Below are 25944 nucleotides of genomic sequence, written 5' to 3'. Positions count from 1 at the left end.
CGCATTCCGAACATGTTCGACGCCGCCGTGCACGGCACCTTCAAGGGCCTGTACTGCCAGGGCGAAGACATCGTGCAATCCGATCCGAACACGCACCACGTGTCGGCGGCATTGTCTGCGATGGAATGCATCGTCGTGCAGGACATTTTCCTCAACGAAACCGCAAAGTACGCTCACGTCCTGCTACCGGGTTCGTCGTTCCTCGAAAAGGACGGCACCTTCACCAACGCGGAACGCCGCATCTCGCGCGTGCGCAAGGTGATGCCGCCGGTGCCGGGTTACGCCGACTGGGAGGTCACGGTGATGCTCGCGCGCGCGCTCGGTTATGAAATGGACTACGCGCATCCGTCGCAGATCATGGACGAGATCGCACGTCTCACGCCGACCTTCCACGGCGTGTCGTACAGGAAGCTCGACGAGCTCGGCAGCATCCAGTGGCCGTGCAACGAGGACGCTCCAGACGGTACGCCGACCATGCACATCGACACCTTCGTGCGCGGCAAGGGCAAGTTCGTGATTACGAAGTTCATCGCAACGCCGGAAAAGGTCACGCGCAAGTTCCCGCTGCTGCTTACTACGGGCCGCATCCTGTCGCAGTACAACGTCGGCGCACAGACACGCCGCACCGAAAATTCGCGCTGGCATGACGAAGATCGTCTCGAGATCCACCCGCACGATGCGGAAGAACGCGGCATCAGGAATGACGATTGGGTCGGCATCGAATCCCGCGCGGGACAAACCGTATTGCGCGCGAAGGTGACCGAGCGGATGCAACCGGGCGTCGTCTACACGACGTTCCACTTCCCCGAATCGGGCGCGAACGTGATCACCACCGATAGCTCGGACTGGGCGACCAACTGTCCCGAGTACAAGGTGACCGCGGTGCAGGTGATGCCGGTCGAACAGCCGTCGCAATGGCAGCAGGACTATTCGCGCTTCAACACGGAGCAGCTCGATCTGCTGAAGCAGCGCGAGCTGGCCAACGCAACATCGGGTAAGTGAGGCAAGCCATGGACAATCAGAATCTGATCGACATGGCGAACCGGATCGGCGATTTTTTCGATTCGATGCCGGACCGTGAGGAAGCGCTCGCCGGTATCGCCGATCATATCCGCCGCTTCTGGGAGCCGCGCATGCGGCGCGCGCTGCTGGCAGTGCTCGATACGCCGAACAAGGAGGCGTTGTGCCAGATCGTGCGTGAGGCGCTGGCGGGCCATCGCGCTGGGTTGACGCCCGCTCGAGCATAAGCGGCGAAGCCTGCGGCGGCGGCGTCGCTTGCGCCCGCGATATGGCGCACGGGCATTACGCACCGCCTGGAAAAATTCGCATCGTCGGAGTTGAAACGGATGTCGATTTCGACGCGACAGCGTTCGTGCCTTAAAAACAGGAGGAGACAGATGAAGATCTGTATTTATGGCGCCGGCGCGATCGGCGCGTACCTCGGTGCGCAACTCGCATTGGCAGGCGCCGCCGTCAGTTTCGTGGCGCGCGGCCCGCACCTCGCCGCCATGCAGGCAAACGGCGTACGTCTGCAGATCGACGGTGCCGAGCGTATCGTCAACGTGCGTTGCTCAGCGGACCCGCGTGAACTAGGCGTGCAGGACTACGTGATCGTTGCGCTGAAGGCGCATTCGGTGCCGGGCGTGGTGGGCGCGATGCAGCCCTTGCTGGGGCCGGACACGGCGATCGTTACCGCCGTAAACGGGATCCCGTACTGGTATTTCTACAAGCATGGCGGCGAATTCGCCGACACCACGCTCGACAGCATCGACCCGGGCGGCAAGCAGTGGAACCAGCTCGGACCCGAGCGGGCGATCGGTTGCGTGGTGTATCCGGCGGCCGAAATCGTCGAACCGGGCGTGATTCGCCATGTGTACGGCAAGAAGTTCCCGATTGGCGAGCCGGGCGGCGAACGTACGGCGCGGATCCAGAAACTGCACGAAATCATGGTGTCGGCGGGTCTGGACGCGCCGATCCGCGACACTATCCGCGACGAAATCTGGCTGAAGCTATGGGGCAATCTCTGCTTCAATCCGATTAGCGCGCTGACCCACGCGACGCTGGACGTCATCACGAGCAATCCGGCCACGCGCGCGGTATCGCGAACGATGATGCTGGAAGCTAAAGCGATCGGCGACCGCTTAGGCGTGCATTTCCGCGTGGATGTCGAAAGGCGTATCGATGGCGCGGGTGCGGTCGGCGCCCACAAAACCTCGATGTTGCAGGATCTCGAAGCCAACCGTCCGATGGAGATCGACCCGCTGCTTACTGTCGTCCAGGAAATGGGCCGGCTGGTCGGCGAGGCAACGCCGACGATCGATACGGTGCTGGCATTGATCAAGCTGCGCGAGCGCATTGCGCAGCAAGCGCCGGTTCAGGCTGCTTCTTCATCTTCGGAAGGCGCGGGCCGGACGGTGAGGGTCCCGCGCGCGGCATAGGCGCGGCTATCATGGGCGGACCCGTGCGCCTGCGGAAGTGCGCACAGACCCGCAGCGGATGCAGCCGTCGCTCAAAATCGAATCGGCAACGGCGCGGTCCTCGCGCTCCTTCAGTAAATCGCTGAGCGCAAGCGCAACGGTTTTCGTAGCCAGCCTTCGAGATGAACGCAACCGTTGTGAGCGGTCGTAATCGCAAATGAGAAGCCGGCGCAGATCGCGAAGTCGGGCTTCACGATGCCGTTCGCAAGCAGCCATCCCGGACCCAGCAAGCTGCCGCTTTCCTCGGCCGAACGGTGTCGTGTGCGCGCCGTCCTCGCTCGCCATTTTCAGGATCTGGGCACAGGTCGGCACGTCGTCGTCCATGCCGGGCGTGCGATGCACGCGCAACGCCAGACGCATCTCCTGCAGCATGTCGCGGTCTTCGTTGATGCCGGCTTCGTCGAGTCCCATGCCGACCGTCACGCCGTATTTCGCAAACACGTTACCCGCTTCGGTGTTGCGGCCTGCGCGCAACGTGGGGCAAGCACTGAAGTCTGTGAGCCGGTACCGCCGCAAAGCAGCGGCGGCGCCTGTATCAGTCGCATTGCTGCACCTATCGCCCCAATTGGTGGGCCTCAACACCCATCAACGCACGAACATGCGCGGCCGTGCTGGTGGCCAGGCCGTCCAGACTGTAGCCCCCCTCGAGAATCGAGACGATGCGCCCCTCGCACGTCGCATCGGCAATACGCATCAGCTCACTGGTAATCCAGTGGAAATCGTCGTCCTCGAGGTTCAAGCCTGCGAGCGGATCCAGTCGGTGCGCGTCGAAGCCGGCCGAAATGACGATGAGTTGGGGGTTGAAGTGGCGTATCGCCGGCAACATGCCGGCTTCTATCCGAGCCCGGAAGAGCGCCGAATCACAGCCACGGGGCAACGCGACATTGACGATGTTGTGGTTCACGCCGGTCTCGGATGGGGCGCCCGTGCCGGGATAGAAAGGCGACTGGTGGCTGGTGGCTGGAAGCGTAAAACAGCCCCGGCCGGTCGAAAAAGGCTGCCTGGGTACCGTTGCCATGATGGACGTCGAAGTCGACGACCGCGACGCGCTCCAGCTTGTGTACTTCATAAGCGTAGGCTGCAGCGATCGCAGCCTGATTGAAAATGCAAAAACCCATTGCCCTGGCTGGCTCGGCGTGGCGACCACACGGGCGGGTGGCACAAAATACGTTGCGTGCTTGCATATTCATCACCGCGTCGACGCCAGCACAAGCCGCTCCGACGCAGCGCATCACGGCTTCCCACGAGCCCGGCGACATCACCGTGTCGCCGGCATCGAGAGGCATATAGCCATGCTGCGGGGCGATGTCCGCGACCTCATCGACAAAGCCGCGGTCGTGGATCAATTGCACCTGGTCGAGTGTGCCCATCGGCGCATCGCGCCATTCCAACGACGAGAATTCCGGCGACCGCAACGCGCGCAGCACGGCGTTCAGACGTTCCGGCGACTCCGGATGGCTAGGGCCGGGGCGATGCTCCAGACACGCAGCATGGGAATAAACAAGGGTAGTCGTCATTTGCTGATGCGCGGCACAACCCGCAGCCTCCTTATAAGAGCATGGTCAACAGCATCAGGAGCCCGCACGGCTTGGGTTTCCAGCCGGTTGCCACGGGCGCCCACAGACGAAAGTGACGGCTTGCAACGCTTAATCGCGAGGTGACGAAAACAACCTTGCCACAAATTGCCGGTCAGGATCCCGAAACGGTCGGTCACGTTGCTCCGAAATACACGGGTACGCTTACGCGTGGCGGGACATCGCCTGACCTATCAAGCGCTCATTGGCGGTGGCGCCGGCGCAGCTGCTTTTTACGTCAAGCAACGCATCCGCGTGGTTGCAGACCATCGCAGCGAAGTAATTGATCGACATCTTGAACAGGCCCACCGCTGCGCGCATGGCCGCCCACGGATAAGTCAGGCACGCGCGCACTTGCTCGCTGCGGCTTTCGCCATACAGGCACCACGCACAGAAGTGCTCGCAGTTATTGGTCAGGAGCCTGTATCGATCCTCACCAAGGCGCGAGCGCGCCCGTTCTGCAACTTGCCGGTCGGCGTAACCTGGACGATCACCCGGCTCGATCCAGACTTCGCGCCCTACGGCGAAGCATGCAATCGTCACTTCCTCGACAGGGCCGCGATGCAAAGACCGGGCAAGTCCGGCGTAGTGCACTACATTGCCCTTGCCGACATAGATGCCGTGGTGACTGTATGCGCGGCGAGGTGTTACGAGATGCGCGCCGAGAGCCGGTTCGCTTCCAACTCCGAGATGCCACCGCACCTGCATCGCCGCAGGAGTGCAAGACGTGATAGTGGCATGTCCCATGATTCGACTCCCAACTGCTAACTGCATGAGCCAAGCATAGGACCGGACGTATATTCACGATAGTTAAACATTTTTTTGCATACCATAGTGTTTTTGTTATGGATTGCCGCATGGCTCACACAACCCAGTTTTTTCCAAGGCTGGAGATGGGGTGCCCTCAAGAAACGGATTTTTTCGTACGCTTAGGCCACGGCGTGGCCGATCTGACCGCGCGTAGCGGCCGGAACAGTCCGTCGCCAAACCTTTTCGGAGCGCCCATGTCAGGGATGCAGGTGTTCTGTTTCCGCTGACTGTTCCGACGGCAGTTTCTTTAGCTGCAAATTTCGAAACTGCGTTCGCGAAAGAAAATCGTGCGCCTGAAGGGCTATGTAGCCTGTCTGCTCGCGCGGGCTCTGGTAGTCATTGACGAGCTGGCCGTTGAGCGTGACACGGATCCGCGCTCCGTTGGCCTCGATGAGGAAGTTGTTCCAGGCCCCGATCTGGACGACGGTCGAAGTCGACGGCGCCTGCAAATCATAGATCGCACCCGTGATTTTCAGCAAATGACCTTCTGTGTTAGTGACAGAGTCATAGCCTCGTTGATCGATTTGAATTTCACGTCCGAGGGCATCCGCTTCCTGAAGCGCGTTCTGCACATTGGGCGGTTCTGTCGCGGTAAGGAAAGCGGGTCAAGCAAAGGTGATATGCGGAGGATGGCTTATGAAACCAACGAGTAAAATTGCTGGGCGGCAGACAGCGAAATTCTGCCCGAACATTTCATCTGTCCTTTCTTGATCATGTGCATCAATTCGATGCCACTCAGAATGACGCGCGCGCAGTTGAAATCCTTGAGCCCGAGCATCGGTCGGGTTCTGCGTTTGATGGCTCGATGGTCCTGCTCCACGATGTTGTTCAAATACTTGATCTGACGAACCTTGATGGGCATCTCGCGCTCGACGTTCACCGCGCTAAGCGCGGCCAGATTGGCACCGCTTTTGTCGATGGTTACGGTCTCGGGCGAGCCGTTCTGACCAATTGCCTTTTCGAAGAAGCGCCGCGCAGCAGCCTTGTCCCGCTTGGCTCTGAACAGAAAATCGATGGTATTGCCCGCCTTATCCACTGCCCGGTAAAGATACTTCCACGAGCCCTTGACCTTGATATAGGTTTCGTCAACATGCCAGCTCTTGCCGACCGGCCGCTTGTGCTTACGAAATGTCTTTTCGAACAGTGGCACCACCTTGATGACCCAGCGATGCACCGTCGAATGATCACAAATGTCGCGCTCGGCCATCATTTCCTCGAGATTGCGAAAACTCAGCGAGTAGGCAACGTACCATCGCACACACAGCAGGATCACTTCAAGCGGATAGTGCAGCCGCTTCAGAACCTTAGCGATGTCTGGAGCAAGCGTCGTTCGTGGCGTCATTGTCTTCTTCATCGTGTGGCCAGAGCGTTTTCGTCCGCCTCGAATTTTACCTCGCCTGCGTTAATGCGACAGAGCCTCTTCGCCAGTATCACGGATGCCTCGTTTTGTCTCCCACTTAACGACTGCGGCGGCGAGAGGCATTGCTGGCCAATCCCCGAGCTTGATTTGTCGCATGTGACCGTCGAGAGGCGATCGGTATCGGTACGTCCAAGTGCGTCGCGTCGCCGTAGCTTCAAGTCGTAAGCCGGGGAAGTCGTCGAACGCTATATGTTGTTGCGGCTGGAGGAGCTTGGCTCGTCTGGCGTCGAACTTCATCTTGGGTCTGATGTCGGTTTCCGGACTACTTCGGTTGGAAAAAAACCTACGCTAAATGTTACGCTGGCCGCGAAGTTTTGCAACGCGACAGCGCACGTCGCCACTACGTTGATTGATCCGATTGCTGTCTCAAGCGTTTGTTTTTAAAGTTGTTTTTGTGGTGTCTGTGTGTTTTGATGTATATCTGCAATCGCATCCTTAAACCGGTTTGACAATTCTTAAACGATTTATTTTGAGACTGTTCCTATACTGACTCGCAAATTGTCAAATCGCTGTTTCCTGAGCGCCGGGGGGCACAGCCCGATAGGACAAAAGGCAGACGGGGCCAACCATTCTGCGAGCGAGACCAGCCGACTCGAATAACGACCCATTGAGGTCGATTTCAATAACAGGCAGAACCTGAGAGACGTTGGGGAAAATCCCATAGAACGGCCCGCAGTGGCCGAGCCGGGCCGGATAGCTGCATAAGTGCATCCGGGAAAAAGAACGGCCGTTTTCGATTATGATGATCTGCCCCCTCGGTAATCAGCGCGTTAAAGCCAAAAATGCGCGCTAATTTCGAGACAGTGGGGCGGCAGAACTGAACAGGGCGCGAGGCAAAGGACCGTTAATCGAAAAACAGTGCGGCCGAAGATGAAAACAGGAAGCTGGATCGTCGGTGTTCGCACCGCCATCCCGGCCATCTGCCGGCTCACCGGCCAACAGTTACGAAGGACGATGTCGCGTTGCGGGGTTTTATGAGAATTGCAGTCCTGGATGACGATTCGGCTCAAGCCGACCTTGTTTGCCAAACGCTGTCGGCGGCCGGCCACGTTTGTCATGCTTACGGCGCGGGCCGTGAACTGGTGCGGCAATTGCGGCGCCAGACCTTCGACCTGCTCGTGCTCGACTGGAACGTGCCCGACATGTCGGGCGAAGAGGTGCTGCGCTGGGTGCGCGAAAGCCTCTCCGAACGCTTGCCGGTCCTGTTCATGACGAGCCGCGGTCGCGAAACCGATATTACTTCGATCCTCAACACCGGCGCGGACGATTACGTCGTCAAGCCGGTCTCCGCGGCGGTCCTGCTGGCGCGTGTCGGCTCGTTGCTGCGCCGGGCGTACCACCTGAAGCCGTCTGCGGCGAAAGAAGTTTTCGGCGAATTCGAATTCGATCTGAGCGCGAAGCACGTGGTGGTGCGCGGCGCGACCGTCGCCGTGACGCAGAAGGAGTTCGAACTCGCGCTGCTGCTGTTCCAGCATCTGAGCCGGCCGTTGTCGCGCGCGCACATTCTCGACGTGATCTGGAAGCAGGCGACGGACATTCCGTCGCGCACGATGGACACGCACGTGTCGATGCTGCGCAGCAAGCTCGGCTTGCGCCCGGAATATGGCTATCGTCTGACGCCGATCTACGGCTATGGGTACCGGCTCGAGCGGATCGAATCCGGCTCGCCGTCCGTGGCCGCCGAAGAACGCCCCGAAGCGGGGGATGCGTGACGGTTGCTTTCGATGCGGTAGCGCCCGGCCGCGCAGGTTCGCCGGGCTGGCGCGCCGGCGCGATGCTGGCCGCCGGCCTGATTGCAATGACGTGCTTCGTACCGGTGTCGGCGGATGCGCAATCGTCGCGCGCGCCGAAGCCACGTAGCAAAACGGCGGCGCCAGTCTATGTGTCCTACGTGACCCACGACGGCGACACGTTGTACGAAATCGCCGGCCGCTATCTGCGCGACTCCGGCGATTGGGCCATGTTGAGCCGCCTGAATCATGTGCCCGCGCCACGCCGCTTGCCGGCCGGAATCACGCTGCGTCTGCCGGCCGACAGGCTCAGACAGGACCCCGAGTCGGCGCGCGTGATCGCGACGAGCGGTCCGGCGGAGCACGCCTTCGGCAAGAATCCTTTTACACCGCTCACGGCGGGCACGACGCTCGGCGAAGGCGACCGCATTCGCACCGGCCATAACGGCTTTGTCACGCTGGAGTTGTCGGACGGCTCCTACATCACGGTGTCGCAGAATGGTGTGCTCGATATCGGCACGCTGCGGCGCACCGTGCTGACCGGCGCGGGCGATCGCGTACTCGATCTGAAGCATGGCGAAGTCGAGAGCCAGGTCACGCATGCCACCAAAAAGGACGACCGCTTCCAGATCCGCTCGCCATCGGTTGTGGCGGGCGTGCGCGGTACGCGCTTCAAGGTCGCCTACGACGGCGACGCACAAACCACGGCAGTGGAAGTGCTGGACGGCGCGGTCGGCGTCGACCCGGCCGCCGTCGATGGCCGGATCTCCGCGCCGCCACCCGGCGTGCCGCTGCAGGCGTCGGCTCAACTCGTCAAGGCGCGCTTTGGCAGTATCACGCGGGCCGGCGGCGCGATCGGCGGTCCGGTGGAATTGCTGGCCGCGCCGTCGCTTACCGATCCGGCAAAAGTGCAGGACGGCAAAACGGTCGCTTTCGACCTCGTCCCCGCCGAGCGCGCCGTGGCCTATCGCGTACAGATTGCGCGCGATGCCGATCAGCTCGACCTGATTCGCGATCTGCGCGTGAGTGCGCCGCATGCGGACTTCGGCGATCTGGCCGACGGTACGTATTTCGTCCGTATCGCCGCGATCGACGCGAACGGACTCGAAGGCCTGCCGCAGGTTTACGGTTTCGAGCGGCGCCAACTGGGTCTGGATGCGTCGGCAGGCCCGCGCGCCGGCAGCCGCGACTACGAATTCCGCTGGTTCGTCAGCCGTTCCACGGTCGAGACGCGCTTTCGCTTTGTGCTGGCCACGACCGCCGACCTGCGCCATCCGCTCGTCGATAGGACCGATCTGACGGGCGGCCAGATTGTGGTGAGCGACCTGCCGGGCGGCGTCTACTACTGGTCGATCGTCGCCGAGCAGTTCGAAAACGGCCGCTTCTACGAGAAGAGCAGCGCGGTCCGCTCGTTTACGCTTGCACGCTGACGCTGGTAGATTCACGGGGCCGGGTCGACAATCGACCCGTTCCTTAGTTCTCAACCACGCCACGCTTTGCCGACCACACACACGCGCCTGAGCCTCGACCCGCGCGCCCGCCTCGGACGGCGTGCCGGCCGCCGCTTCCTGCTCGAATGGGTGGCGATCGGCTGCCTGGGCATTGTGGTGATTCTGCTCAGTTCGCTCGGCCGGCTGACCGCCGGCGTCGATCATCTGGTCTACGACCGGTTTCTGAGTCTGCGCGCGCAACCGTTGCTGCGCGATATCGTGGTGCTCGAAATCGACAACGCCAGCATTGCGCAGCTTGGCCGCTGGCCATGGCCGCGCAGCACCCACGCCAGGCTGCTCGAACAGATTGCGAAGGCGAAGCCCGCCGCGGTGATCTACGACGTGCTGTTTACCGAAGCCAATCCGGAAGACACCGAACTCGCCCGCGCGGTCGCCCTGAGCCCCACCTATCTGCCGATGCTGCTGACCCCGCCGGACGGCGCCGGCCAGCGCGTCGCGGTCGAGCCGGTGGCGCCGCTCGTGCATGCCGCAGCCGGGCTTGGGCATATCAACCTTGAAGTCGATAGCGACGGCATCGTGCGCAGCGTCGCGCGGTTCGAGGGCGACGCGAATTCGCGCTGGCCGCAACTGATGGTGCCGGTCGCCCAGGCCGTCGAGCATGGCGCGCTGCAACTGAACGAGCGGCCGCACCGGCCGTCGTCCGGCGAGGCGGCGGCCCAATCCGATGACCATAATGAAGGCGAGGGCCGCTTCCTGATCCCTTTCGGTCCGAACGCGCAGAACTACGCGAAGCTGAGTTTTGCGGATGTGCTCGCCGGCAATGTCCCCGCGGACAAGCTGCACGGACGCATCGTGCTGATCGGCGTGACCGCGTCCGGCTTGTACGACCGCTTTGCCACACCGGTGTCCGGTGAGCTGGGGCCGCTGCCCGGTGTCTATATCCACGCGAACGTGCTCGATACGCTGCTGACCGGTCGCGAGCTCGAGCCCGCCGAGCCCTGGGTGCTGTTCGCGGTGTCGCTGGCGCCGCTCGCCGCGCTGCTCGCCGGCTTTCTGGTGCTGTCGCCGCGACGTTCGTTGCTGCTGACCGTCGCGTTGGGCGCGCTTGCCACCGTCGGCAGCGCGGCGCTGCTATACGGCGCGCGGCTGTGGATGTCGCCGGTGCCGGCGATCGCCGGTTTGATCGTGGTGTATCCGATCTGGAACTGGCGGCGCCTCGAAATGACGATGGCTTATCTGCGCGAAGAGTTGCAACGCCTCGCCGACGAGCCGCACCTCCTGCCGGAAACACCACAGCGCCGCCGCGAGTTCGGCGGTGACGTGCTGGAGCAGCATATGGCGCTGATGGCGCAGGCGGCGCAGCGCGTGCAGGACATGAAACGCTTCGTGTGGGACAGCCTCGACAGCATGCCCGAGCCGATCCTGGTGAGCGACGTGGAAGGCATCGTGCTGATTGCGAACCATGCCGCCAAGGCGCATTTCGCGCGTCTTGACGCACCGCTGCCGGAGGGCCGGCCGATGCGGGCCGTGTTGGGCGGCCTGACGCTGGTCAAGACCATCGATAGTGGCGCAGCGTCGGACGCCGAGAACAATCTCCTCGCGCATGCTCAGTGGCCGGCGCTGCTCGATCCCGCGCGCGGCGAGTTCGCCGAGCTGATGGCGCAAGGCGTCGAGGTGCGCGACGCCCACGAGCGCGACCATCTGTTGCGCTACGCGAATTGCACGAACGAGCAAGGTGAGACGACGGGCTGGATAGCGGGCCTGGTCGACGTATCGGCCTTGCACGCGGCCGAGCGCCAACGGGAAGACGCGTTGCGGCTGCTGTCGCACGATATGCGCTCGCCGCAGGCTTCGATTCTGGCGCTGGTGGAGATCGAGCGGGCGCGCAGCGAGCCGGTGCTCGCGCGTGGCCTGCTGGAACGCATCGAGCGTTATGCGCAACGTGCGCTGACGCTCGCCGACGATTTCGTGCAACTCGCGCGCGCCGAATCGCAAACCTATGTGCTCGAACCGGTGAGCATGACCGAGCTGTTGATCGACGCCAGCGACGAAGTCTGGCCGCAGGCCCACGCCAAGCGCATCACGCTGCAAACCGATACGGCCGGCGGGACCGATGCCGACGACGGCCACTGGATCTGCGCCGACCGCTCGCTGATGACGCGTGCACTCGTCAACATCCTGAACAATGCAGTCAAGTACAGTCCGCCGGATACGCGGATCACGTGCAGCCTGAAGAGCGTCGGCTGTCTCAGCGCACCACGCGGCCTGACGCAGATGGCCGCGCCCGCTGCGGCAAAACGTGTATCGTGCACGATTCGCGACGAAGGCTATGGGATTCCCGAGGAGCAGCAGGCGGGCCTGTTCGAGCGCTTCCGGCGCTTTCACGAGACGGAGCGGCCGGAAGTGGGCGGTGCCGGATTGGGCATGGCATTCGTCAAGACCGTCGTGACGCGCCATGGCGGCGATGTCGAGGTGGTCAGCGCGCCGGGCAAGGGGACCGCGTTTACGATTTCCCTGCCGGCACTCGACGAAGCGCAAGCCGACGTGCCCACAATGCCACGCTCATGACTATGAACACTCATCTTATCGAAGCGAGAAGCCGGTGAAAGCGATATTGATCTGTGCTGCGCTGGCCGCGGCGAGTCTGACTGGATGCGCCGGTTTGAACGCCGATGTGCACACGGCGAATCCCTCGGCCGTGCTGCAGGGCGAGCGCACCTATACGATTGCGCGCATGCCGTCGCAGGATGTCAGCGCGGATCATCCGCAATTTGAAACGATGCTGCGCGATGAGCTGGCGAAGAACGGCTTCACCGATTCGGCGGGCAAGTCCGCGCACTATTTGCTGTCGATTGCGTATGACACGCGGCCGGCCGCAATCGGCGTGGGCGCGAAGGACTGCGCGCCAGGCGTGTGCGAACGCTCGCCCGAACCGCCGTTTTCGCTATTCGGCGGACGCGCTTATCAGCACGCGCTGACGCTGCGGTTTTTCGAGCAGTCGAGCGGACAGGAAGTCTACAAGGTGAGCGCGGCCAGCAGCGATCGCGATGCCGACCCGCTGCATGCGATGCCGGTGCTGGTGAAAAGCGCGCTGGCAAAATTTCCGTTCGATGCGCCGCCCGACTGGCGCGTGAAACTGCGAACCGATCAGGCGGGCGGCGTGCCGGATGTGGTTTCGGTCAAGCCTGTTCAGCCGTAGCAGTCAGAGGTCTGCGCCCCCGTTATTCCGGCGCTTTGTCGTCTGCCGGCCAGCGATTTTCGAACACGCAATCGGCGAGCGGCATGCGGCTCGCCCAGCGTTCGGTTTCCAGCATCGGCTCGCTATAGAACTGATCGACGTGGCCGAGACACAGGATCGCCACCGGCCGTGCGCCCTCGGGCATATGCAGCAGCGTACGCACCGTGTCGACGTCGAATAGCGACACCCAGCCCATTCCCAGACCTTCCGCCCGTGCGGCCAGCCACATGTTCTGGATCGCGCACGCCACGGAAGCCAGGTCCATTTCCGGCAAGGTGCGGCGTCCGAAGATGTGACGCTCGCGGCCGTCCATCAGCGCCATCACCAGCAGTTCGCCGCATTCCAGCATGCCTTCCACTTTCAGCTTCATGAACTCTTCGCGACGCTTGCCGAGTGCGTCGGCGGTGGCGAGGCGTTCGCTTTCGACGCTCGCGTGCAGCGCCGTGCGCAAAGCCGGGTCGGTAATGCGCGCGATGCGCCATGGCTGCATGAAGCCGACGCTCGGCGCATGATGCGCCGCATCGAGCAGGCGTTGCAGCACGGCAGGGTCAACCGGGTCGCGCACGAAATGGCGCATGTCGCGCCGCTCGTAAATCGCGCGGTAGACGGCTTCGCGTTCGGAATCGTTAAAAGGCTTCGCCATGGAACAGGGCGGCCGTGAAGGCCGGGTTGGAGGGCCAATAAGCATGCATATAGGTTGCCACGATCGAGCCGGCGCGGAATACGGCCTCGCCGGGGGCATCGTTATTTGGCCGGGTGGCTGAACGCAGCGGCGTGAGCGGCGTCGTCAGCTTTGAGTAGTGAAATGTGTGGCCGGTCATTGAACCGTGCAGGCTGTCGATCTGTTGCATGCCGAGCGCGGTGAAGCGCGTTTGCATTGTTGCATGGCCGGGCAGCAGGCCGAGCATCGGCGTTGTGGTGCCGCCCGTGTCGGTCAACTGTTCAAGCAGGTAGAGCATACCGCCGCATTCGGCGACGACCGGTTTGCCTGCTGCAGCATGCGCGAGAATCGTTGCGGCACTGCGCAGATTGCGGGCGAGCAATTCCGCATGCAGTTCGGGATAGCCGCCTGGCAGGTACAGGGCGTCGGCATGCTCCGGCAGCGCTTCATCGGCGAGCGGTGAGAAATAATCGATGTGCGCGCCGAGTGTCGCCAACAGCGTGACGTTGGCCGGATAGATGAACGAGAATGCGGCATCGCGCGCAATGGCGATGCGCTTGCCTTCCAGAAGACGCGGCGGTGCTTCTTCTATAGGCGTGCCGAATTCGACCGGCGGCGGCAATTTGGCCAGCGCGGTTTGCGCGAGCGCATCGGCGGCGCGATCCAGACGTGTGTCAAGATCGTCGATCTCCGCCGCCTGATGCAAGCCGAGATGGCGGTCGGGCAGCTCGATCTCGTCGTTGCCGCTGATGTGCCCGCACCAGCGCAGGTCCGGCGGCAAAGTCTCTTCAAGCATTTGCGCGTGCCTTGGCGAACCGACCCGATTGGCGAGCACGCCGTAAAACGGTACCTCCGGCCTGAATTGCGCAAGGCCGAAAGCGACCGCGCCGAAGGTCTGCGCCATGGCTTTCGCCGAAATCACCGCGAGTACCGGCACGCCGAATGTGGTTGCCAGATCTGCGCTGCTCGGCGTGCCGTCGAACAGACCCATCACGCCTTCGATCAGAATCAGATCCGCTTCGGCGGCCGCCTGCGCGAGCAGATTGCGACAGGCCGACTCACCCACCATCCACAGATCGAGCGACAGGACTGGCGCCCCGCTGGCACGCGCCAGGATCATCGGGTCGAGAAAGTCGGGGCCGGTCTTGAATACGCGCACGCGTCGCCCCTGTCGCCGATGGTAGCGAGCCAGACCCGCGGTAATCGTGGTCTTGCCTTGGCCCGACGCGGGCGCGCTAATGAACAGGGCGGGGCACGCGGACATCGCTCAGAACTCCACGCCACGCTGCGCTTTCACGCCTTGCTCGCGATACGGGTGCTTGACGATGCGCATTTCGGTGACGAGGTCGGCGGCTTCGATCAGCGCGTCCGGCGCGTGACGGCCGGTCACCACCACGTGCAGCATCGCCGCGCGCGCGTTCAGTACCGACAGTACTTCGTCGAGCGGCAGGTATTCGTATTTCAGCACGGTGTTCAGTTCGTCGAGGATCACCATCTGATAGTCGCCGCTTTCGATCATGCGACGTGCTTCGTTCCACCCTTTGCGCGCGGTGGCGATGTCGGCGTCGCGATTCTGCGTGTTCCAGGTGTAGCCGTCGCCCATCGTGACGAAGTCGCAATTGGCGATTGCGCCGAGGAAGTCGCGCTCCGACGTATGCAGCGCGCCCTTGATGAATTGCACGACGCCGAGGCGCATGCCGTGCCCGAGCACGCGCACGGCCATGCCGAACGCTGCGGTGGTTTTGCCTTTGCCGGTGCCGGTATTGACGATCAGCAGACCTTTTTCGACGGTGGCGCTGGCCTGCTTTTTCTCATGGCCCTCGCGCCGGCGTTCGGTCATGCGCTGATGGGATTCGGGATCGGTCTTCATGGGAGGTCCTGTTCTTGAGCGTCGGTGTTTGTGTGTTCGCGGGCGGGGCGGGCGGTGGTCGATGCTATCGCGACTGTGACGCCGGCGTGTACGGTTTTGCGCACGAGTAGCCGTGCGTTGGGGGTGTCGGCTGCAGACGAGGCAACTGGGGTAATTGATCCAACCGATGCATGGGCCGCACCAGGTACGCTGGCTGCACCAGATTCGGCCGCCGCAGCGAGCAAGGCGCACGGCTCACAGACGCCGTCTATGCCGAGATGCTCGCGTGCGGCCGCCGACGGATCGTCCACGGAGATCGCCGCAATTTGCTCGCGGCTGAACAGCTTCAGCGGCAGCGCATGACGTGCGCAGAATTCGAGTAAGCCGGCTTCCTGGGCTTTGACGTCGACCGAGGCGATCGTGCTGATTTCGTCGAATGGATGCGAGCCGAGCGTGGCACGTACAGCCGTTTCGATTTCCTCGGCGGAGCTGTGCAAACGACAACCGATACCGACCGTTAGCGTTTTCATTGCGTGTCCGCGGGGTTCGCTGCCAACATTCACCGCATGCCGCGCCAACGCCAGCGACGCCACACCGCCGATCACCACGATCGCCGGCGAGCCGAGCCCGGCGCGCGAGACCGTATCCGCGAACTCGCCGAGCCGCGCGAGCGCATGCCGTTGCTCGGGGCGCGTAGCCGATTCGATCGCCGCGCACGGCGTATCGGCGCTCATCCCGGCCGCGAGCAACGCGTCGACGATTTCGTTCAGCCGCCGCATGCCCATGTAAATCACCAGCGTCATCCGCGTGGCGACGAGCGCGGCCCAGTCCGGCTCGCCGCTGCCGGCGCCGTGTCCGGTGACGAACACCACACCTTGCGCGTGATCGCGATGCGTCACAGGAATGCCGATTGCCGCGGGCGCCGCAATCCCGGCGGTGATGCCGTTGATCACGTCCACGCGGATGCCCGCGGCATGTAGCGCTTGCTGTTCTTCGCCGCCACGGCCGAACACGAACGGATCGCCGCCTTTCAAACGGGCGACGCTGCGTCCCGCCTGCAGATGTTCGAGCATTTGCGCGACGATGCCGGCCTGCGGCGTCGACGGATGCCCGCCACGTTTGCCGACGTACACGACCAGCGCGTCGGCGCGCGCGAACTGCAGCACGTCGGGGTTCACCAGATCGTCGACCAGGACCACATCGGCTTGCGCCAACGCGCGCGTTGCCTTGAGCGTCATCAGTTCGACATCGCCGGGGCCGGCGCCGATCAGCCAGGCGCGGCTCATTGCGGCGTGCATGGCGTGCGCCATGTCGTGATAAACGGAAACGGATGAGGCTCGATGAGGCCGGAGGCGACGGAAATTGAGGTCATGCGGTGCTACGGATTACGCGCGACGAATAACGCTGCTCGCCGCGTTTCTCACAGGGAAACGCCAACGGCCGCGCGACGTCGTGCTTCAGCGCCTTCACATCCGTCCCTCGCGGATTCCGGCGGCCGGCAGCGTGACGTTCGCTGCCTCCGCGTCTGGCCGGTATCCGGGCTGGCGGCCTCATGCGTTTTGCCTTCCCGTCCGGATTCGTCGGACAGTGGCATCAAAAACGCATGCGCGATGCGAAAGCACCGCAGGTCGCTTACCGTTGCGGGGACAGCACAGGTTGAGCGCAGCGAGCGCGGCCTGTTTCCCGTTTAACTGCACATGTGAACGCATATGCGGGCACCAAACGCGCGCATACGATAGCACACGGCGGGCCGCGCCGGCACTGTGGAAAGGCCTTGCCGCAGCCCGCGGTTCCTTGACGGCACGGGGCGCTCGGCCTACACTCGCACGCACTTTGGTGCTCGCGTGCGCGCTCGTGCGCATGCAGTTAAACGGGAAACAGGGTGCCCACCTGCAATGGACCGGGTCAACCTGTGCTGCCCCCGCAACGGTAAGCGAAAAGCGGTGCGTTCAAGAGCGCCGCGGAGCCGGCTTCGATGTCCACGCGCAAGGCCGCGTCGGCATATAACCACTGGGCGAGAAACCACTCGTCCGGGAAGGGGAAGCGGCGCTTTCGCCAGCCCGGATACCGGCCAGACTACGAAGAACGACCATCGCGGGGATGCGGTGGCGCGTTCATGACCTCATTCTCGTTTTCTGTTTTTCGGTTGCCTCGGCAACGCCGTTGTTCGTCCCCGTGTCTGGTTAATGTCGTGGTTTGGGGCATGTGCCCCGTTTGCCCAACCTGTACACAATGCGCCGGCGTGCACGAGCAGCTCCTACGGATGGACCTCACGATGCAAACTCAAATGCGCAAGATCCCCGTCACCATCGTCACGGGCTTTCTCGGCAGCGGCAAGACCACGCTGCTGCGGCACATTCTTCAGCATGCGGGCGGCAAGCGCATCGCGGTGATCGTCAACGAGTTCGGCGAACTCGGCATCGACGGGGAAATCCTCAAGGGTTGCGGCATCGGCTGCGATGAAAACGGCGTCGAAACCGAAGGGCAACTGTATGAACTCGCGAACGGCTGCCTGTGCTGCACCGTGCAGGAAGAGTTTTTCCCGGTGATGGAAAAGCTGGTGGAGCGCCGCGAGCAGATCGATCATGTATTGATCGAGACGTCCGGCCTCGCATTGCCGAAGCCGCTGGTCCAGGCGTTCAACTGGCCGCAGATCAAGAATAGCTTTACCGTCGACGCGGTCGTTACCGTGGTTGACGGCCCGGCCGCGGCGAGCGGCCAGTTCGCCGACAACCCGGTCGCCGTGGATGCGCAACGCAAGGCCGATCCGAATCTCGATCACGAATCGCCGTTGCACGAATTGTTCGAAGACCAATTGTCGGCGGCCGATCTGGTGATTCTGAACAAAACGGATCTGCTCGACGACGCGCAGCAGGCTTCTGTCGAGGCCACCATCCGCGAAGAAATTCCGCCGCAAGTGAAGATCGTGCGCGCGCAGATGGGTCAACTCGACCTGCATACGCTGCTGGGCCTTGAAGCGGCGTCGGAAGAAACGATTCATCTGCGCCACGACCATCACGGTTCGGCCGAAGACGCCGATCACCATCACGACGAGTTCGATTCGGTGGTGGTGCACGCGAATGTTTCGTCGCGCGAAGCCGTGATCGCCGCGTTGCAGGGCCTCGTCGAAACCAACACGATTTACCGCGTGAAAGGGTTCGCGGCGTTGCCGGGTGCGGCGATGCGCTTGGTGATCCAGGGCGTGGGCCGTCGTTTCGATAGTTATTTCGACCGGCGCTGGCAAGCGGGTGAAACGGGCGCAGAGCAACAAAGCCGCTTCGTGCTGATCGGCGAAGACCTCGACCAGGCCGCGCTGCAACAGGCATTCGACGCTGCGTTGGGCGCCGTCGCGAACAGCGCCCAGCCGCAACAGGCGTAACCTGTCATGCATCTGCTGCGCACTACGCCGGGCGGTTTTGTCGACGATACACAGGGCGTGATCCGGATCGATCAACGGCCCGCCGATATCGTGGTGCTCAGCTCCGCGGATACCACGCTGTCGTTGCTCGCGAGCGTGTTTCCTCGTCTGGGCGCGGGTTTTCCGAGCGTGCGGCTTGCGAACGTCACGTATTTGCGGCAACCGGCTTCGGTCGATTTCTATGTCGAAGACGTGTTGCAGCATGCGCGTGTCGTGGTGGTCGATCATCTCGGCGGCGAGGCGTACTGGCCGTACGGCATCGAACAGGTGGTCGCGCTCGCCGAGCGCAAGCAGCAGACGCTCGCGATGTTCTCCGGCGATCTGCAGGAAGACCCGAATCTTCTCGCGCGCAGCACCGCCGACGCCGATCTGTGTCATCAGCTATGGCGCTATCTGCGTGAAGGCGGCCCGCAGAATGCCGAGGCGTTCCTGCGCTTTCTCGCGTACCGCGCGCTTGGCTGGGGGCGCGAGCCTGCGCTGCCGCGCGCGTTGCCTGCCGCGACGCTCTACCATCCCGAACGCGACACGCCGACCATTGCCGACTGGCAGGCGCGCTGGCGGGAGGGCGCGCCGGTCGCTGCGATTCTGTTCTACAAGGCGCATCTGCAAGCGGCCAACACGGCCGTGTTCGACGCCCTGATCGATGCGCTCGAAGCGCAAGGCCTGAATCCGCTGCCGATCGCGATTACCTCGCTTAAAGACGCGATGAGCCGCGACGTCGTACAGCAGTTGTGCGCGCAACATGATGTCGCGCTGGTGCTGAATACAACCGCATTCGCCGCGTCCGCTATCGATGACCCCGAGCCGCTTGCGCTCGCCGGCGACGCGCCGGTGATGCAGGTGATCCTGAGCGGCGGCAATCGCGAGGATTGGGTCAAGGACAATCAGGGCCTCAACTCGCGCGATATCGCCATGCATATTGCGCTGCCGGAAGTGGACGGCCGCATCATCACGCGGGCGATCAGCTTCAAGGGCCTCGCCTATCGTTGTCCGCATACCGAAGTCGACGTGGTCCGCTACCAACCGGACCTCGAACGCGTCGGCTTTCTGGCCGAATTGAGCCGCCGCTGGTGCCGTCTGCGCACGCTCGATAACGCGGACAAGAAACTTGCGCTGATCCTCGCCAACTATCCGATGAGCGAAGGGCGCATCGGCAATGGCGTAGGGCTCGACACCCCGGCCTCGGTGGTCGGCATTCTGTCCATGTTGCGCGATGAGGGATATCGCGTGGCCGAGCTGCTCGCCGACGGTGACGCGCTGTTGAAGAAGCTGACCGAAGGCGTGACCAACGATCCGGTCGTGCGTGACTTGCGGCCTGCGTTGCAAAGCCTCGCGCTCGACGACTATCTTGTGTACTTCAATGCGTTGCCCGCCGAAGCTCGCAATGCGCTGAACGCGCGTTGGGGCTCACCCGAGCAGGATCCGACACTGCGGCGCGGCCGTTTCATGATCGCGGGCTGGCGTTGCGGGCAGGTGTTCGTTGGGATTCAGCCGTCGCGTTCGCGCGAGCAGGGCGATTACGCGAGCTATCACGACGCTGAACTCGTGCCGCCGCATGCGTATCTGGCGTTCTATTTCTGGCTGCGTCATCAGTTCGGCATCGACGCGGTCGTGCATGTCGGCAAGCACGGCAATCTCGAATGGCTGCCCGGCAAGAGCGTCGCGTTGAGCGATGCCTGCTGGCCCGATCTGATTCTCGGCCCGATGCCGCATCTGTATCCGTTCATCGTCAACGATCCGGGCGAGGGCAGTCAGGCGAAGCGTCGCGCGCAGGCCGTCATCATCGATCACCTGATGCCGCCGCTCACGCGCGCCGAAAGTTACGGGCCGTTGCAGGACCTCGAGCGCCAGGTCGACGAATACTATGAAGCACTGATGGTCGACCCGCGCCGCTCGAAGCTGTTGAGGCGCACCATTCTCGCGACCATCGTCGAGCATAAGCTGCATGACGAGTTGAGTCTTGCGGAGCCGAACGGTCAGGACGATGAAGATGCGCTGCTGACGCGCGTCGATGCGTGGCTGTGCGAGTTGAAGGAGGCGCAGATTCGCGACGGCTTGCATACGTTCGGGCAGTCGCCTGAGGGTGTGCAGCGGCGCGATACGTTGCTGGCGCTGGGGCGCTTTCCGGTCGGCGATGGCCAGGGCGGCAAGGCTGGTTTGATCGACGCGTTGGCGCGCGATCTGCTGATGGATCATCTGTTCGATCCGTTGTCGGTGGACTGGGCTGCGGCGTGGGACGGTCCACGTCCTGAGGTATTGCAGCGGGTGAGCGATGCGCCCTGGCGGCATTGTGGCGATACACGCGAGCGTCTGGAACTGCTGGCGGCTGAGATGTTGCGTGAAGTGTGCGGCCATGAAACGTCCGATGCGGCGCCCGCAAGCGGAACTTTGCCGCAAGCCGAACGCGTGATCGAACGTCTGCGCAACGACGTATTGCCGCGGCTCGACGCCTGCGGTCCGCAGGAAATGCTGAACCTGAAGCGCGGCCTTGAGGGGCGTTTCGTGCCGCCGGGGCCGAGCGGTTCGCCGTCGCGCGGACGGCCCGACGTGCTGCCTACCGGCCGCAATTTCTATTCGGTCGATACGCGCGCAGTGCCGACGCAAGCGGCATGGTCGCTCGGTTTGAAATCCGCGCAGCAGTTGATTGAACGGCATTTGCAGGAGAAGGGCGACTATCCGCGCGCGATCGGCCTCTCGGTATGGGGCACCGCGACCATGCGCACCGGTGGCGACGATATCGCCCAGGCACTCGCTTTACTCGGCGTGCGGCCGAAGTGGGCTCCAGGCAGTCATCGCGTGACCGATTTCGAAATCATGCCGATCGAGGCCTTCGACCGGCCGCGTATCGACGTCACGTTGCGCGTATCCGGCTTTTTCCGCGATGCCTTCGCGAACGTGATGCATCTGTTCGACGCCGCCGTGCAGGCCGTGGCCGAACTCGACGAGCCCGAAGAACTGAACCCGATCCGCGCGCGTGTGCTGCGCGAACGCGACGTGCTGATTGCGCGCGGCATGGACGCCGCCGAGGCGCGCAAGCGTGCCGGCTGGCGCGTGTTCAGCGCGCGGCCTGGCGCTTATGGCGCGGGTCTGCAGGACATGATCGACTCGCAGCAATGGCAAACCGACGCCGATCTCGCGAACGCCTATCAGGCCTGGGGCGGTTACGCCTACACTCAGAAAAGCGCCGGCGAAGAAGCGCGCCAGGCATTCGGCACACGTCTCGCCGCAATGGACGTCGTGCTGCAGAACCAGGACAACCGCGAGCACGACCTGCTCGATTCGAACGACTACTACCAGTTCCAGGGTGGCATGGTCGCGGCTGTGCGGCACCTGACTGGCACTCAACCACAGATCTATCACGCGGATCACAGCAATCCGGCCGCGCCACGCGTGCGCACGCTGCATGAAGAGATCGCGCGGGTGGTCCGCTCGCGCGTGGTCAATCCGAAATGGCTCGATGGCGTGAAACGCCATGGCTACAAGGGTGCCGCCGAAATCGCGGCGACGGTCGACTATCTCTACGGCTACGACGCAACCGCGCGCGTGATCGCCGATCATCAATATGCGCTCGTCACCGACGCTTATCTGAACGACGCCGACACGCGCGAGTTCTTGCAACGGCACAATCCGCACGCCATGCATTCGATCTGCGAGCGTCTGCTCGAAGCGATGCAGCGCGGCTTGTGGCAGGCGCCCGGCGACTATCGCGCGCAAGTCGAACAGCATCTGCTCGCGAGCGAGCAGCAGATCGAAGGAATGCAAACATGAATGCTGCGACCCAACGGCTCGCTTTCCCCTTTGCCGCGCTGATTGGCCAGACGCCATTGCAGCAGGCGCTCCTGCTCGCTGCGATCGATCCTGGTCTGGGTGGCGTGCTGGTGAGCGGGCCCCGCGGCACGGCGAAGTCGACCGCGGCGCGCGCGCTCGCGGAGCTGTTACCCGAAGGGCAATTGGTGAATTTGCCGCTGGGCGCGAGTGAAGACCGCCTGATCGGCACGCTCGATATCGAAACCGTGCTGCGCGATGGCTCGGTGCGTTTTTCGCCTGGCTTACTCGCGAAAGCGCATCGCGGCGTACTGTATGTCGACGAGGTGAATCTGCTGCCCGATGCGCTCGTCGATGCGTTACTCGATGCGGCTGCCAGTGGAGTGAATACCATCGAACGCGATGGCGTCTCGCATAGTCACGATGCGAGCTTCGTGCTGATCGGCACGATGAATCCGGAAGAAGGCGAGTTGCGGCCGCAACTGATCGATCGATTTGGTTTGATGGTCGGGTTGCAGAACTGTTTTGAGCCACAGGTGCGTCAGCAGATCGTCAAGGCACGTCTGGCGTTCGATCTCGATCCGCAGGGTTTTCGTGCCGGCTATACGCAGCAACAGGAAACGTATGTTCAGCGGATTCATGCGGCACGTGAAGTGCTGCCGCAACTTGACTTCGACGACGCCGTGCATGCGCATGTGAGTGCGCTGTGCATCGACGCGGCGGTCGATGGGTTGCGTGCCGATCTCGTGATGTTGCGCGCGGCGCGGGCATTGGCGGCGCTGGAGCAGGCGGCTGCGGTGACGACGGAGCATGTCGAACGGGTCGCTGAGTCGGTGCTGATGCATCGGCGCCACGATCGCGAGACGCGTGCAGGTGGCGACGCACGTGAGAGTGAAGCGCCGCGGCAGGTTGTCGACGATGCGGATGCTGCGTCCTCGCCATCTTCACTAGATTCAACGTCAAGCGCCGCCGCTGCCGGCGATAGCGATTGGGGTTACTTGTCACCGCAGCCCGCAGGCGTCGCGCAGGTGAAAGGCGTCATTCCGCTCAACGCAAAAAAACGCTGAGCCATCGGAAGGGTGCCGCCGCTGACTCGCGCAGCGGTTTTCGATGGCGGCAAGGTGCCGGCGCAGGTCCGCGTAGCCGCTTGCAAGGTGCGCCGGGCAAGCGCATTGCATGGCTGCCGACGCTCATCGCAATGCGTCAGGACACGTTGCGCACCGAGCATCTGCGTTTCGCGCGAGAGGCGCCGCGGGGCGGGGTGCTGCATTGCTTTGTGCTCGATTGCTCCGGTTCCATGCTTGGCGGCCAACGCCTCGCGCTCGCCAAGGGTCTGCTGATCGCGTTGTTCGATCGCGCCAGTGCCGCTCGCGCCGAGGCGGCGCTGGTGTGTTTTGGCGGGGCTGGTGCCGATCTGCGCTTCGGTCCGGCTGTGCCGCGCTGGTGGAACGAGCGGTGGCTAAGACCGGTGGGCGGGGGCGGTGGGACGCCGTTAGCGTCCGGCGTACGTCATGCCGCGCAGGTGCTGGAGCGCAGCGTCCGACGCAAGCCCGCGCAGCAGCGCTGGCTGTGGATTCTGACCGATGGGCGCAGTGGCGATCAACCGACGCGGCCGCGACACGCGGATGAGGTGGTATTCGTCGACTTCGAGCGAGCGGCGATACGGTTGGGCCGTTGCCAGGCACTTGCCGATGCATGGGGCGCGGCGCTGTTTACGCCGGACGAACTGATCGCCTGAGTCTGAGCGACACGCGCGACGGCCGGCACGTTTTCGCGCGCTTATTTCAAACCGTTGGACCAGTACTGCACGTCGTCCTGGCGGTCGAATACGAAGACTTTCATCGCCATCTGCTGCGCGGCGTCGAGTTGATCGAGTTCGAGGCCGTGGGTCGACGGCTCGCCCGGCGCACTGCCTTTCTGCACGTTGCGGATGACTGCGGTGGTTTCGATCTCCGTTTGCATCTCCGCCGATTTGAGGCAGAAGGCGATGCGCAGTCGTTCGCCGACTGCACGCAGCGTCCACGAAGTGGCCAGCGACATGCCGAGTGCGCTGATGCTTTTGGCGAGGCCCAGACCGTCGTATGAGTCGCCGGTTTCGCCGATGCCGAAGCGCACCGCGAGGTGCGCGTGGACGCGGATCGACTTGCGTTCGCGCAGGCGGCGGATCACACCGGGCTTCGATAGCACTACGAAGTCGAATGGGGCGCAGCACACGGCCTCGACCGTGCAGACGAAACGAAACACGGCATGGCTTGCTATGGCGACGATCTCGATGTTTTCACCGAGGCGCAGCGGGAGGATGCGGCCGTCTTGCAGTGGCGGCGTGACGAAGAGCGCATGGTTGGGCGCGAAGCCGATGATGCGGCATGGATGCATCGGGGCACCGCTGCCGAGCTGCGACCGTACGCCGATTAATGCACCTATCGTCAGGTGCATGTCTTTTAGTGTGAGGTTGCCGGCGGTGTCGGCGGGGTGGTCGGTTTGGGACTCCGGTTGTGGGGCCTTTGCCAGCAGGTCGCCGCGGTGCGGGTGGAAGTTGTCGAAGAGGAATTTGCGCTCGTCCGTGGTCGCCAGGATGGTGCCGTCGGCGAAGAGGAGCGTGCCGTCGGAGTCTGCGATTGGCCAGTCGAGAGGGGTGCCTACTGGTACGGCTTCCAGAGTCAACGACGGTGTTGGGGCCGCGGCTTGAGCTTCGGCTTGGGCTTCTGTCTGGTTTTCCATGGTCGGCGGCTAAATATGTGGCGGGATTACTTGTTTACGGCTGTGCTGGGCGGGAGCTTTAGGGGTTGTTTGTCTAGGGGCTGTGGTTTTCCTTGATTTGTTAGTGGTCTATTGGCGTTGCCCCTGTGCGGGGCGGCACCTACTTTTCTTTGCCGGCTGCAAAGAAAAGTAGGCAAAAGAAAGCAGCTCAAACCGCTCATGCTAAGTGGGCACCGTGGCCTGCAACGGGTAGTGGTGCATCTGGAATCTGGGTTCGTGCACCTGCATACGCCAGTGACAAGGGCGTCATTCTTCCGGCGGCGCTGCGCGCGCCGAAGAGTACTTCATAACGCCACTCCCCTCGGTTGCGCTTCCTGTTTGTCTTTGCCTTCCAGTTTTACTGTGCCCCTTCGTTCACTCATTCCCTCGGCCTCCTGTGTTCCCCCCCCAGCATCCTCCGTCTCCTCCGCTTCTTGCGGCGTGAGTTCGCTCGTTAGTATTGGCGCCTCTCGCTTGCAAAAAATCACGATCGCTGTTATTGGCCGATAATTAACTTGGATACCTAAGTATTTTTCTGGCGCCGTGAAGTGGACTGCTTCGGCGTCTCTCAACTTTTTGAAAATAATTGCACTGAGGGGATTGACGATGTGCCGACCGTTCTCCATAATCTCGTTTCTCTGCTGCTGATGCAGCGACGCAGAACGAAGCGGTGCCGGGTGGTTGTGATGTTGACGGTTGGTGTCAACCTCGCGCGGCGCTGGTCCGGTAGTGAATGCGTAATCGATCTTTAAAAATTAACAGCCGATAAGTGTGGGCGCTTGATGCGCGACGCGCCGGTGGACTCTTCGGGG

Annotated in this window: 21 protein-coding genes, 1 pseudogene and 2 riboswitches; of the genes and pseudogenes, 11 read left to right on the top strand and 11 right to left on the bottom strand. The window is 62.9% G+C overall.

Going from position 1 to position 25944, the window contains the following annotated elements; translation table 11 throughout:
- From P3T25_RS46000 to P3T25_RS45990, 3 genes are all read left to right on the top strand, one after another.
- On the top strand, positions 1 to 1002 hold a 1002-nt coding region (locus tag P3T25_RS46000), incomplete at its 5' end, for a molybdopterin oxidoreductase family protein (protein ID WP_429364203.1).
- Between the two features lie 8 nt (positions 1003 to 1010).
- Positions 1011 to 1247, top strand: coding sequence for a formate dehydrogenase subunit delta (locus tag P3T25_RS45995; protein ID WP_171929040.1), 237 nt, complete (start codon positions 1011 to 1013; stop codon positions 1245 to 1247).
- Between the two features lie 150 nt (positions 1248 to 1397).
- Positions 1398 to 2438, top strand: coding sequence for a 2-dehydropantoate 2-reductase (locus tag P3T25_RS45990; RefSeq protein WP_171929039.1), 1041 nt, complete (start codon positions 1398 to 1400; stop codon positions 2436 to 2438).
- Positions 2439 to 2447: 9 nt separating this feature from the next.
- On the opposite strand, the gene P3T25_RS45985 is transcribed toward P3T25_RS45990, so the two are convergent.
- From P3T25_RS45985 to P3T25_RS45960, 6 genes and pseudogenes are all read right to left on the bottom strand, one after another.
- The gene (locus P3T25_RS45985) at positions 2448 to 3059 is read right to left on the bottom strand and encodes an amidohydrolase family protein (RefSeq protein ID WP_429364200.1); all 612 of its coding nucleotides are present in this window, start codon (positions 3057 to 3059) and stop codon (positions 2448 to 2450) included.
- Positions 3031 to 3994, bottom strand: a pseudogene (locus tag P3T25_RS45980) (histone deacetylase family protein). The gene P3T25_RS45985 and the pseudogene P3T25_RS45980 overlap by 29 nt, the downstream one beginning before the upstream one ends.
- A 222-nt stretch (positions 3995 to 4216) precedes the next feature.
- Complete coding sequence (locus P3T25_RS45975; protein ID WP_429364198.1) at positions 4217 to 4798, bottom strand: lecithin retinol acyltransferase family protein; 582 nt, start codon at positions 4796 to 4798, stop codon at positions 4217 to 4219.
- A 260-nt stretch (positions 4799 to 5058) separates the two neighbouring features.
- Complete coding sequence (locus tag P3T25_RS45970) at positions 5059 to 5433, bottom strand: 3-keto-disaccharide hydrolase (RefSeq protein ID WP_154567848.1); 375 nt, start codon at positions 5431 to 5433, stop codon at positions 5059 to 5061.
- A 62-nt stretch (positions 5434 to 5495) separates the two neighbouring features.
- Positions 5496 to 6203: an IS6 family transposase gene (locus tag P3T25_RS45965; RefSeq protein ID WP_266243175.1), complete on the bottom strand. Its 708-nt coding sequence runs from the start codon at positions 6201 to 6203 to the stop codon at positions 5496 to 5498.
- Between the two features lie 60 nt (positions 6204 to 6263).
- On the bottom strand, positions 6264 to 6518 hold the full coding sequence (locus P3T25_RS45960) for an Arm DNA-binding domain-containing protein (protein WP_154566988.1): 255 nt from the start codon (positions 6516 to 6518) through the stop codon (positions 6264 to 6266).
- 737 nt (positions 6519 to 7255) lie between these two features.
- Here P3T25_RS45960 and P3T25_RS45955 point away from each other — a divergent pair.
- The 4 genes from P3T25_RS45955 to P3T25_RS45940 all read left to right on the top strand — a co-directional run bounded on the left by P3T25_RS45955 (position 7256) and on the right by P3T25_RS45940 (position 12661).
- Positions 7256 to 7993, top strand: coding sequence for a response regulator transcription factor (locus P3T25_RS45955; protein WP_154566989.1), 738 nt, complete (start codon positions 7256 to 7258; stop codon positions 7991 to 7993).
- Positions 7990 to 9441 carry a FecR domain-containing protein gene (locus P3T25_RS45950; protein ID WP_429364195.1) on the top strand — a complete coding sequence of 484 codons (1452 nt, stop codon included), beginning with the start codon at positions 7990 to 7992 and terminating at the stop codon, positions 9439 to 9441. Before P3T25_RS45955 ends, P3T25_RS45950 begins: the two co-directional genes overlap by 4 nt.
- Before the next feature lie 66 nt (positions 9442 to 9507).
- A complete protein-coding gene (locus P3T25_RS45945) occupies positions 9508 to 12030 on the top strand; it encodes a CHASE2 domain-containing protein (RefSeq protein WP_429364193.1) in 2523 nt (840 codons plus the stop codon).
- 34 nt (positions 12031 to 12064) lie between these two features.
- On the top strand, positions 12065 to 12661 hold the full coding sequence (locus P3T25_RS45940) for a DUF4136 domain-containing protein (protein ID WP_233465185.1): 597 nt from the start codon (positions 12065 to 12067) through the stop codon (positions 12659 to 12661).
- A 22-nt stretch (positions 12662 to 12683) separates the two neighbouring features.
- On the opposite strand, the gene bluB is transcribed toward P3T25_RS45940, so the two are convergent.
- From bluB to cobA, 4 genes are read right to left on the bottom strand one after another with little or no spacing between them, the layout of a single operon-like run.
- A complete protein-coding gene (bluB, locus tag P3T25_RS45935) occupies positions 12684 to 13343 on the bottom strand; it encodes a 5,6-dimethylbenzimidazole synthase (protein WP_154566992.1) in 660 nt (219 codons plus the stop codon).
- Positions 13327 to 14625 (bottom strand): cobyrinate a,c-diamide synthase, encoded by a 1299-nt coding sequence (locus tag P3T25_RS45930; RefSeq protein WP_171929031.1) that lies wholly within the window; start codon positions 14623 to 14625, stop codon positions 13327 to 13329. Before P3T25_RS45930 ends, bluB begins: the two co-directional genes overlap by 17 nt.
- Before the next feature lie 3 nt (positions 14626 to 14628).
- Complete coding sequence (gene cobO / locus P3T25_RS45925; protein WP_154566994.1) at positions 14629 to 15231, bottom strand: cob(I)yrinic acid a,c-diamide adenosyltransferase; 603 nt, start codon at positions 15229 to 15231, stop codon at positions 14629 to 14631.
- A complete protein-coding gene (cobA, locus tag P3T25_RS45920) occupies positions 15228 to 16496 on the bottom strand; it encodes a uroporphyrinogen-III C-methyltransferase (RefSeq protein WP_372342787.1) in 1269 nt (422 codons plus the stop codon). The genes cobO and cobA overlap by 4 nt, the downstream gene beginning before the upstream one ends.
- A 224-nt stretch (positions 16497 to 16720) precedes the next feature.
- A riboswitch (cobalamin riboswitch) is annotated at positions 16721 to 16948 on the bottom strand.
- Positions 16949 to 17027: 79 nt separating this feature from the next.
- Positions 17028 to 17300, top strand: a riboswitch (cobalamin riboswitch).
- Positions 17301 to 17485: 185 nt separating this feature from the next.
- On the opposite strand from cobA, the gene cobW reads away from it, so the two are divergent.
- From cobW to P3T25_RS45900, 4 genes are all read left to right on the top strand, one after another.
- Positions 17486 to 18589, top strand: a complete 1104-nt coding sequence (cobW, locus tag P3T25_RS45915; RefSeq protein ID WP_302273832.1) for a cobalamin biosynthesis protein CobW — start codon at positions 17486 to 17488, stop codon at positions 18587 to 18589.
- 6 nt (positions 18590 to 18595) lie between these two features.
- The gene (gene cobN, locus P3T25_RS45910; RefSeq protein ID WP_154566996.1) at positions 18596 to 22396 is read left to right on the top strand and encodes a cobaltochelatase subunit CobN; all 3801 of its coding nucleotides are present in this window, start codon (positions 18596 to 18598) and stop codon (positions 22394 to 22396) included.
- Positions 22393 to 23460, top strand: coding sequence for an ATP-binding protein (locus P3T25_RS45905; protein WP_154566997.1), 1068 nt, complete (start codon positions 22393 to 22395; stop codon positions 23458 to 23460). Before cobN ends, P3T25_RS45905 begins: the two co-directional genes overlap by 4 nt.
- A gap of 131 nt (positions 23461 to 23591) precedes the next feature.
- Entirely contained in the window at positions 23592 to 24131 is a 540-nt protein-coding gene (locus P3T25_RS45900; RefSeq protein ID WP_372342412.1) for a vWA domain-containing protein, read from the top strand.
- Between the two features lie 41 nt (positions 24132 to 24172).
- Here the strand turns inward: P3T25_RS45900 and P3T25_RS45895 are convergent, their stop codons facing one another.
- A complete protein-coding gene (locus tag P3T25_RS45895; RefSeq protein WP_429364188.1) occupies positions 24173 to 25114 on the bottom strand; it encodes a flagellar brake protein in 942 nt (313 codons plus the stop codon).
- Between the last annotated feature and the right edge of the window lie 830 nt (positions 25115 to 25944).

The organism is Paraburkholderia sp. GAS32 (assembly GCF_050434225.1).
Classification (GTDB): Bacteria; Pseudomonadota; Gammaproteobacteria; order Burkholderiales; family Burkholderiaceae; genus Paraburkholderia; species Paraburkholderia madseniana.
This window is presented reverse-complemented; position numbering and strand designations above follow the sequence as displayed.

What these genes read in the sequence shown, in the direction of transcription:
- P3T25_RS45995 (WP_171929040.1), top strand. Translation starts at nt 1,011, where the DNA reads ATGGACAATCAGAATCTGATCGACATGGCGAACCGGATCGGCGATTTT.
- P3T25_RS45990 (WP_171929039.1), top strand. Translation starts at nt 1,398, where the DNA reads ATGAAGATCTGTATTTATGGCGCCGGCGCGATCGGCGCGTACCTCGGT.
- P3T25_RS45975 (WP_429364198.1), bottom strand. Translation starts at nt 4,798, where the DNA reads ATGGGACATGCCACTATCACGTCTTGCACTCCTGCGGCGATGCAGGTG.
- P3T25_RS45965 (WP_266243175.1), bottom strand. Translation starts at nt 6,203, where the DNA reads ATGACGCCACGAACGACGCTTGCTCCAGACATCGCTAAGGTTCTGAAG.
- P3T25_RS45960 (WP_154566988.1), bottom strand. Translation starts at nt 6,518, where the DNA reads ATGAAGTTCGACGCCAGACGAGCCAAGCTCCTCCAGCCGCAACAACAT.
- P3T25_RS45955 (WP_154566989.1), top strand. Translation starts at nt 7,256, where the DNA reads ATGAGAATTGCAGTCCTGGATGACGATTCGGCTCAAGCCGACCTTGTT.
- bluB (WP_154566992.1), bottom strand. Translation starts at nt 13,343, where the DNA reads ATGGCGAAGCCTTTTAACGATTCCGAACGCGAAGCCGTCTACCGCGCG.
- P3T25_RS45930 (WP_171929031.1), bottom strand. Translation starts at nt 14,625, where the DNA reads ATGTCCGCGTGCCCCGCCCTGTTCATTAGCGCGCCCGCGTCGGGCCAA.
- cobO (WP_154566994.1), bottom strand. Translation starts at nt 15,231, where the DNA reads ATGAAGACCGATCCCGAATCCCATCAGCGCATGACCGAACGCCGGCGC.
- cobA (WP_372342787.1), bottom strand. Translation starts at nt 16,496, where the DNA reads ATGAGCCGCGCCTGGCTGATCGGCGCCGGCCCCGGCGATGTCGAACTG.
- cobW (WP_302273832.1), top strand. Translation starts at nt 17,486, where the DNA reads ATGCAAACTCAAATGCGCAAGATCCCCGTCACCATCGTCACGGGCTTT.
- cobN (WP_154566996.1), top strand. Translation starts at nt 18,596, where the DNA reads ATGCATCTGCTGCGCACTACGCCGGGCGGTTTTGTCGACGATACACAG.
- P3T25_RS45905 (WP_154566997.1), top strand. Translation starts at nt 22,393, where the DNA reads ATGAATGCTGCGACCCAACGGCTCGCTTTCCCCTTTGCCGCGCTGATT.
- P3T25_RS45900 (WP_372342412.1), top strand. Translation starts at nt 23,592, where the DNA reads ATGCGTCAGGACACGTTGCGCACCGAGCATCTGCGTTTCGCGCGAGAG.
- P3T25_RS45895 (WP_429364188.1), bottom strand. Translation starts at nt 25,114, where the DNA reads ATGGAAAACCAGACAGAAGCCCAAGCCGAAGCTCAAGCCGCGGCCCCA.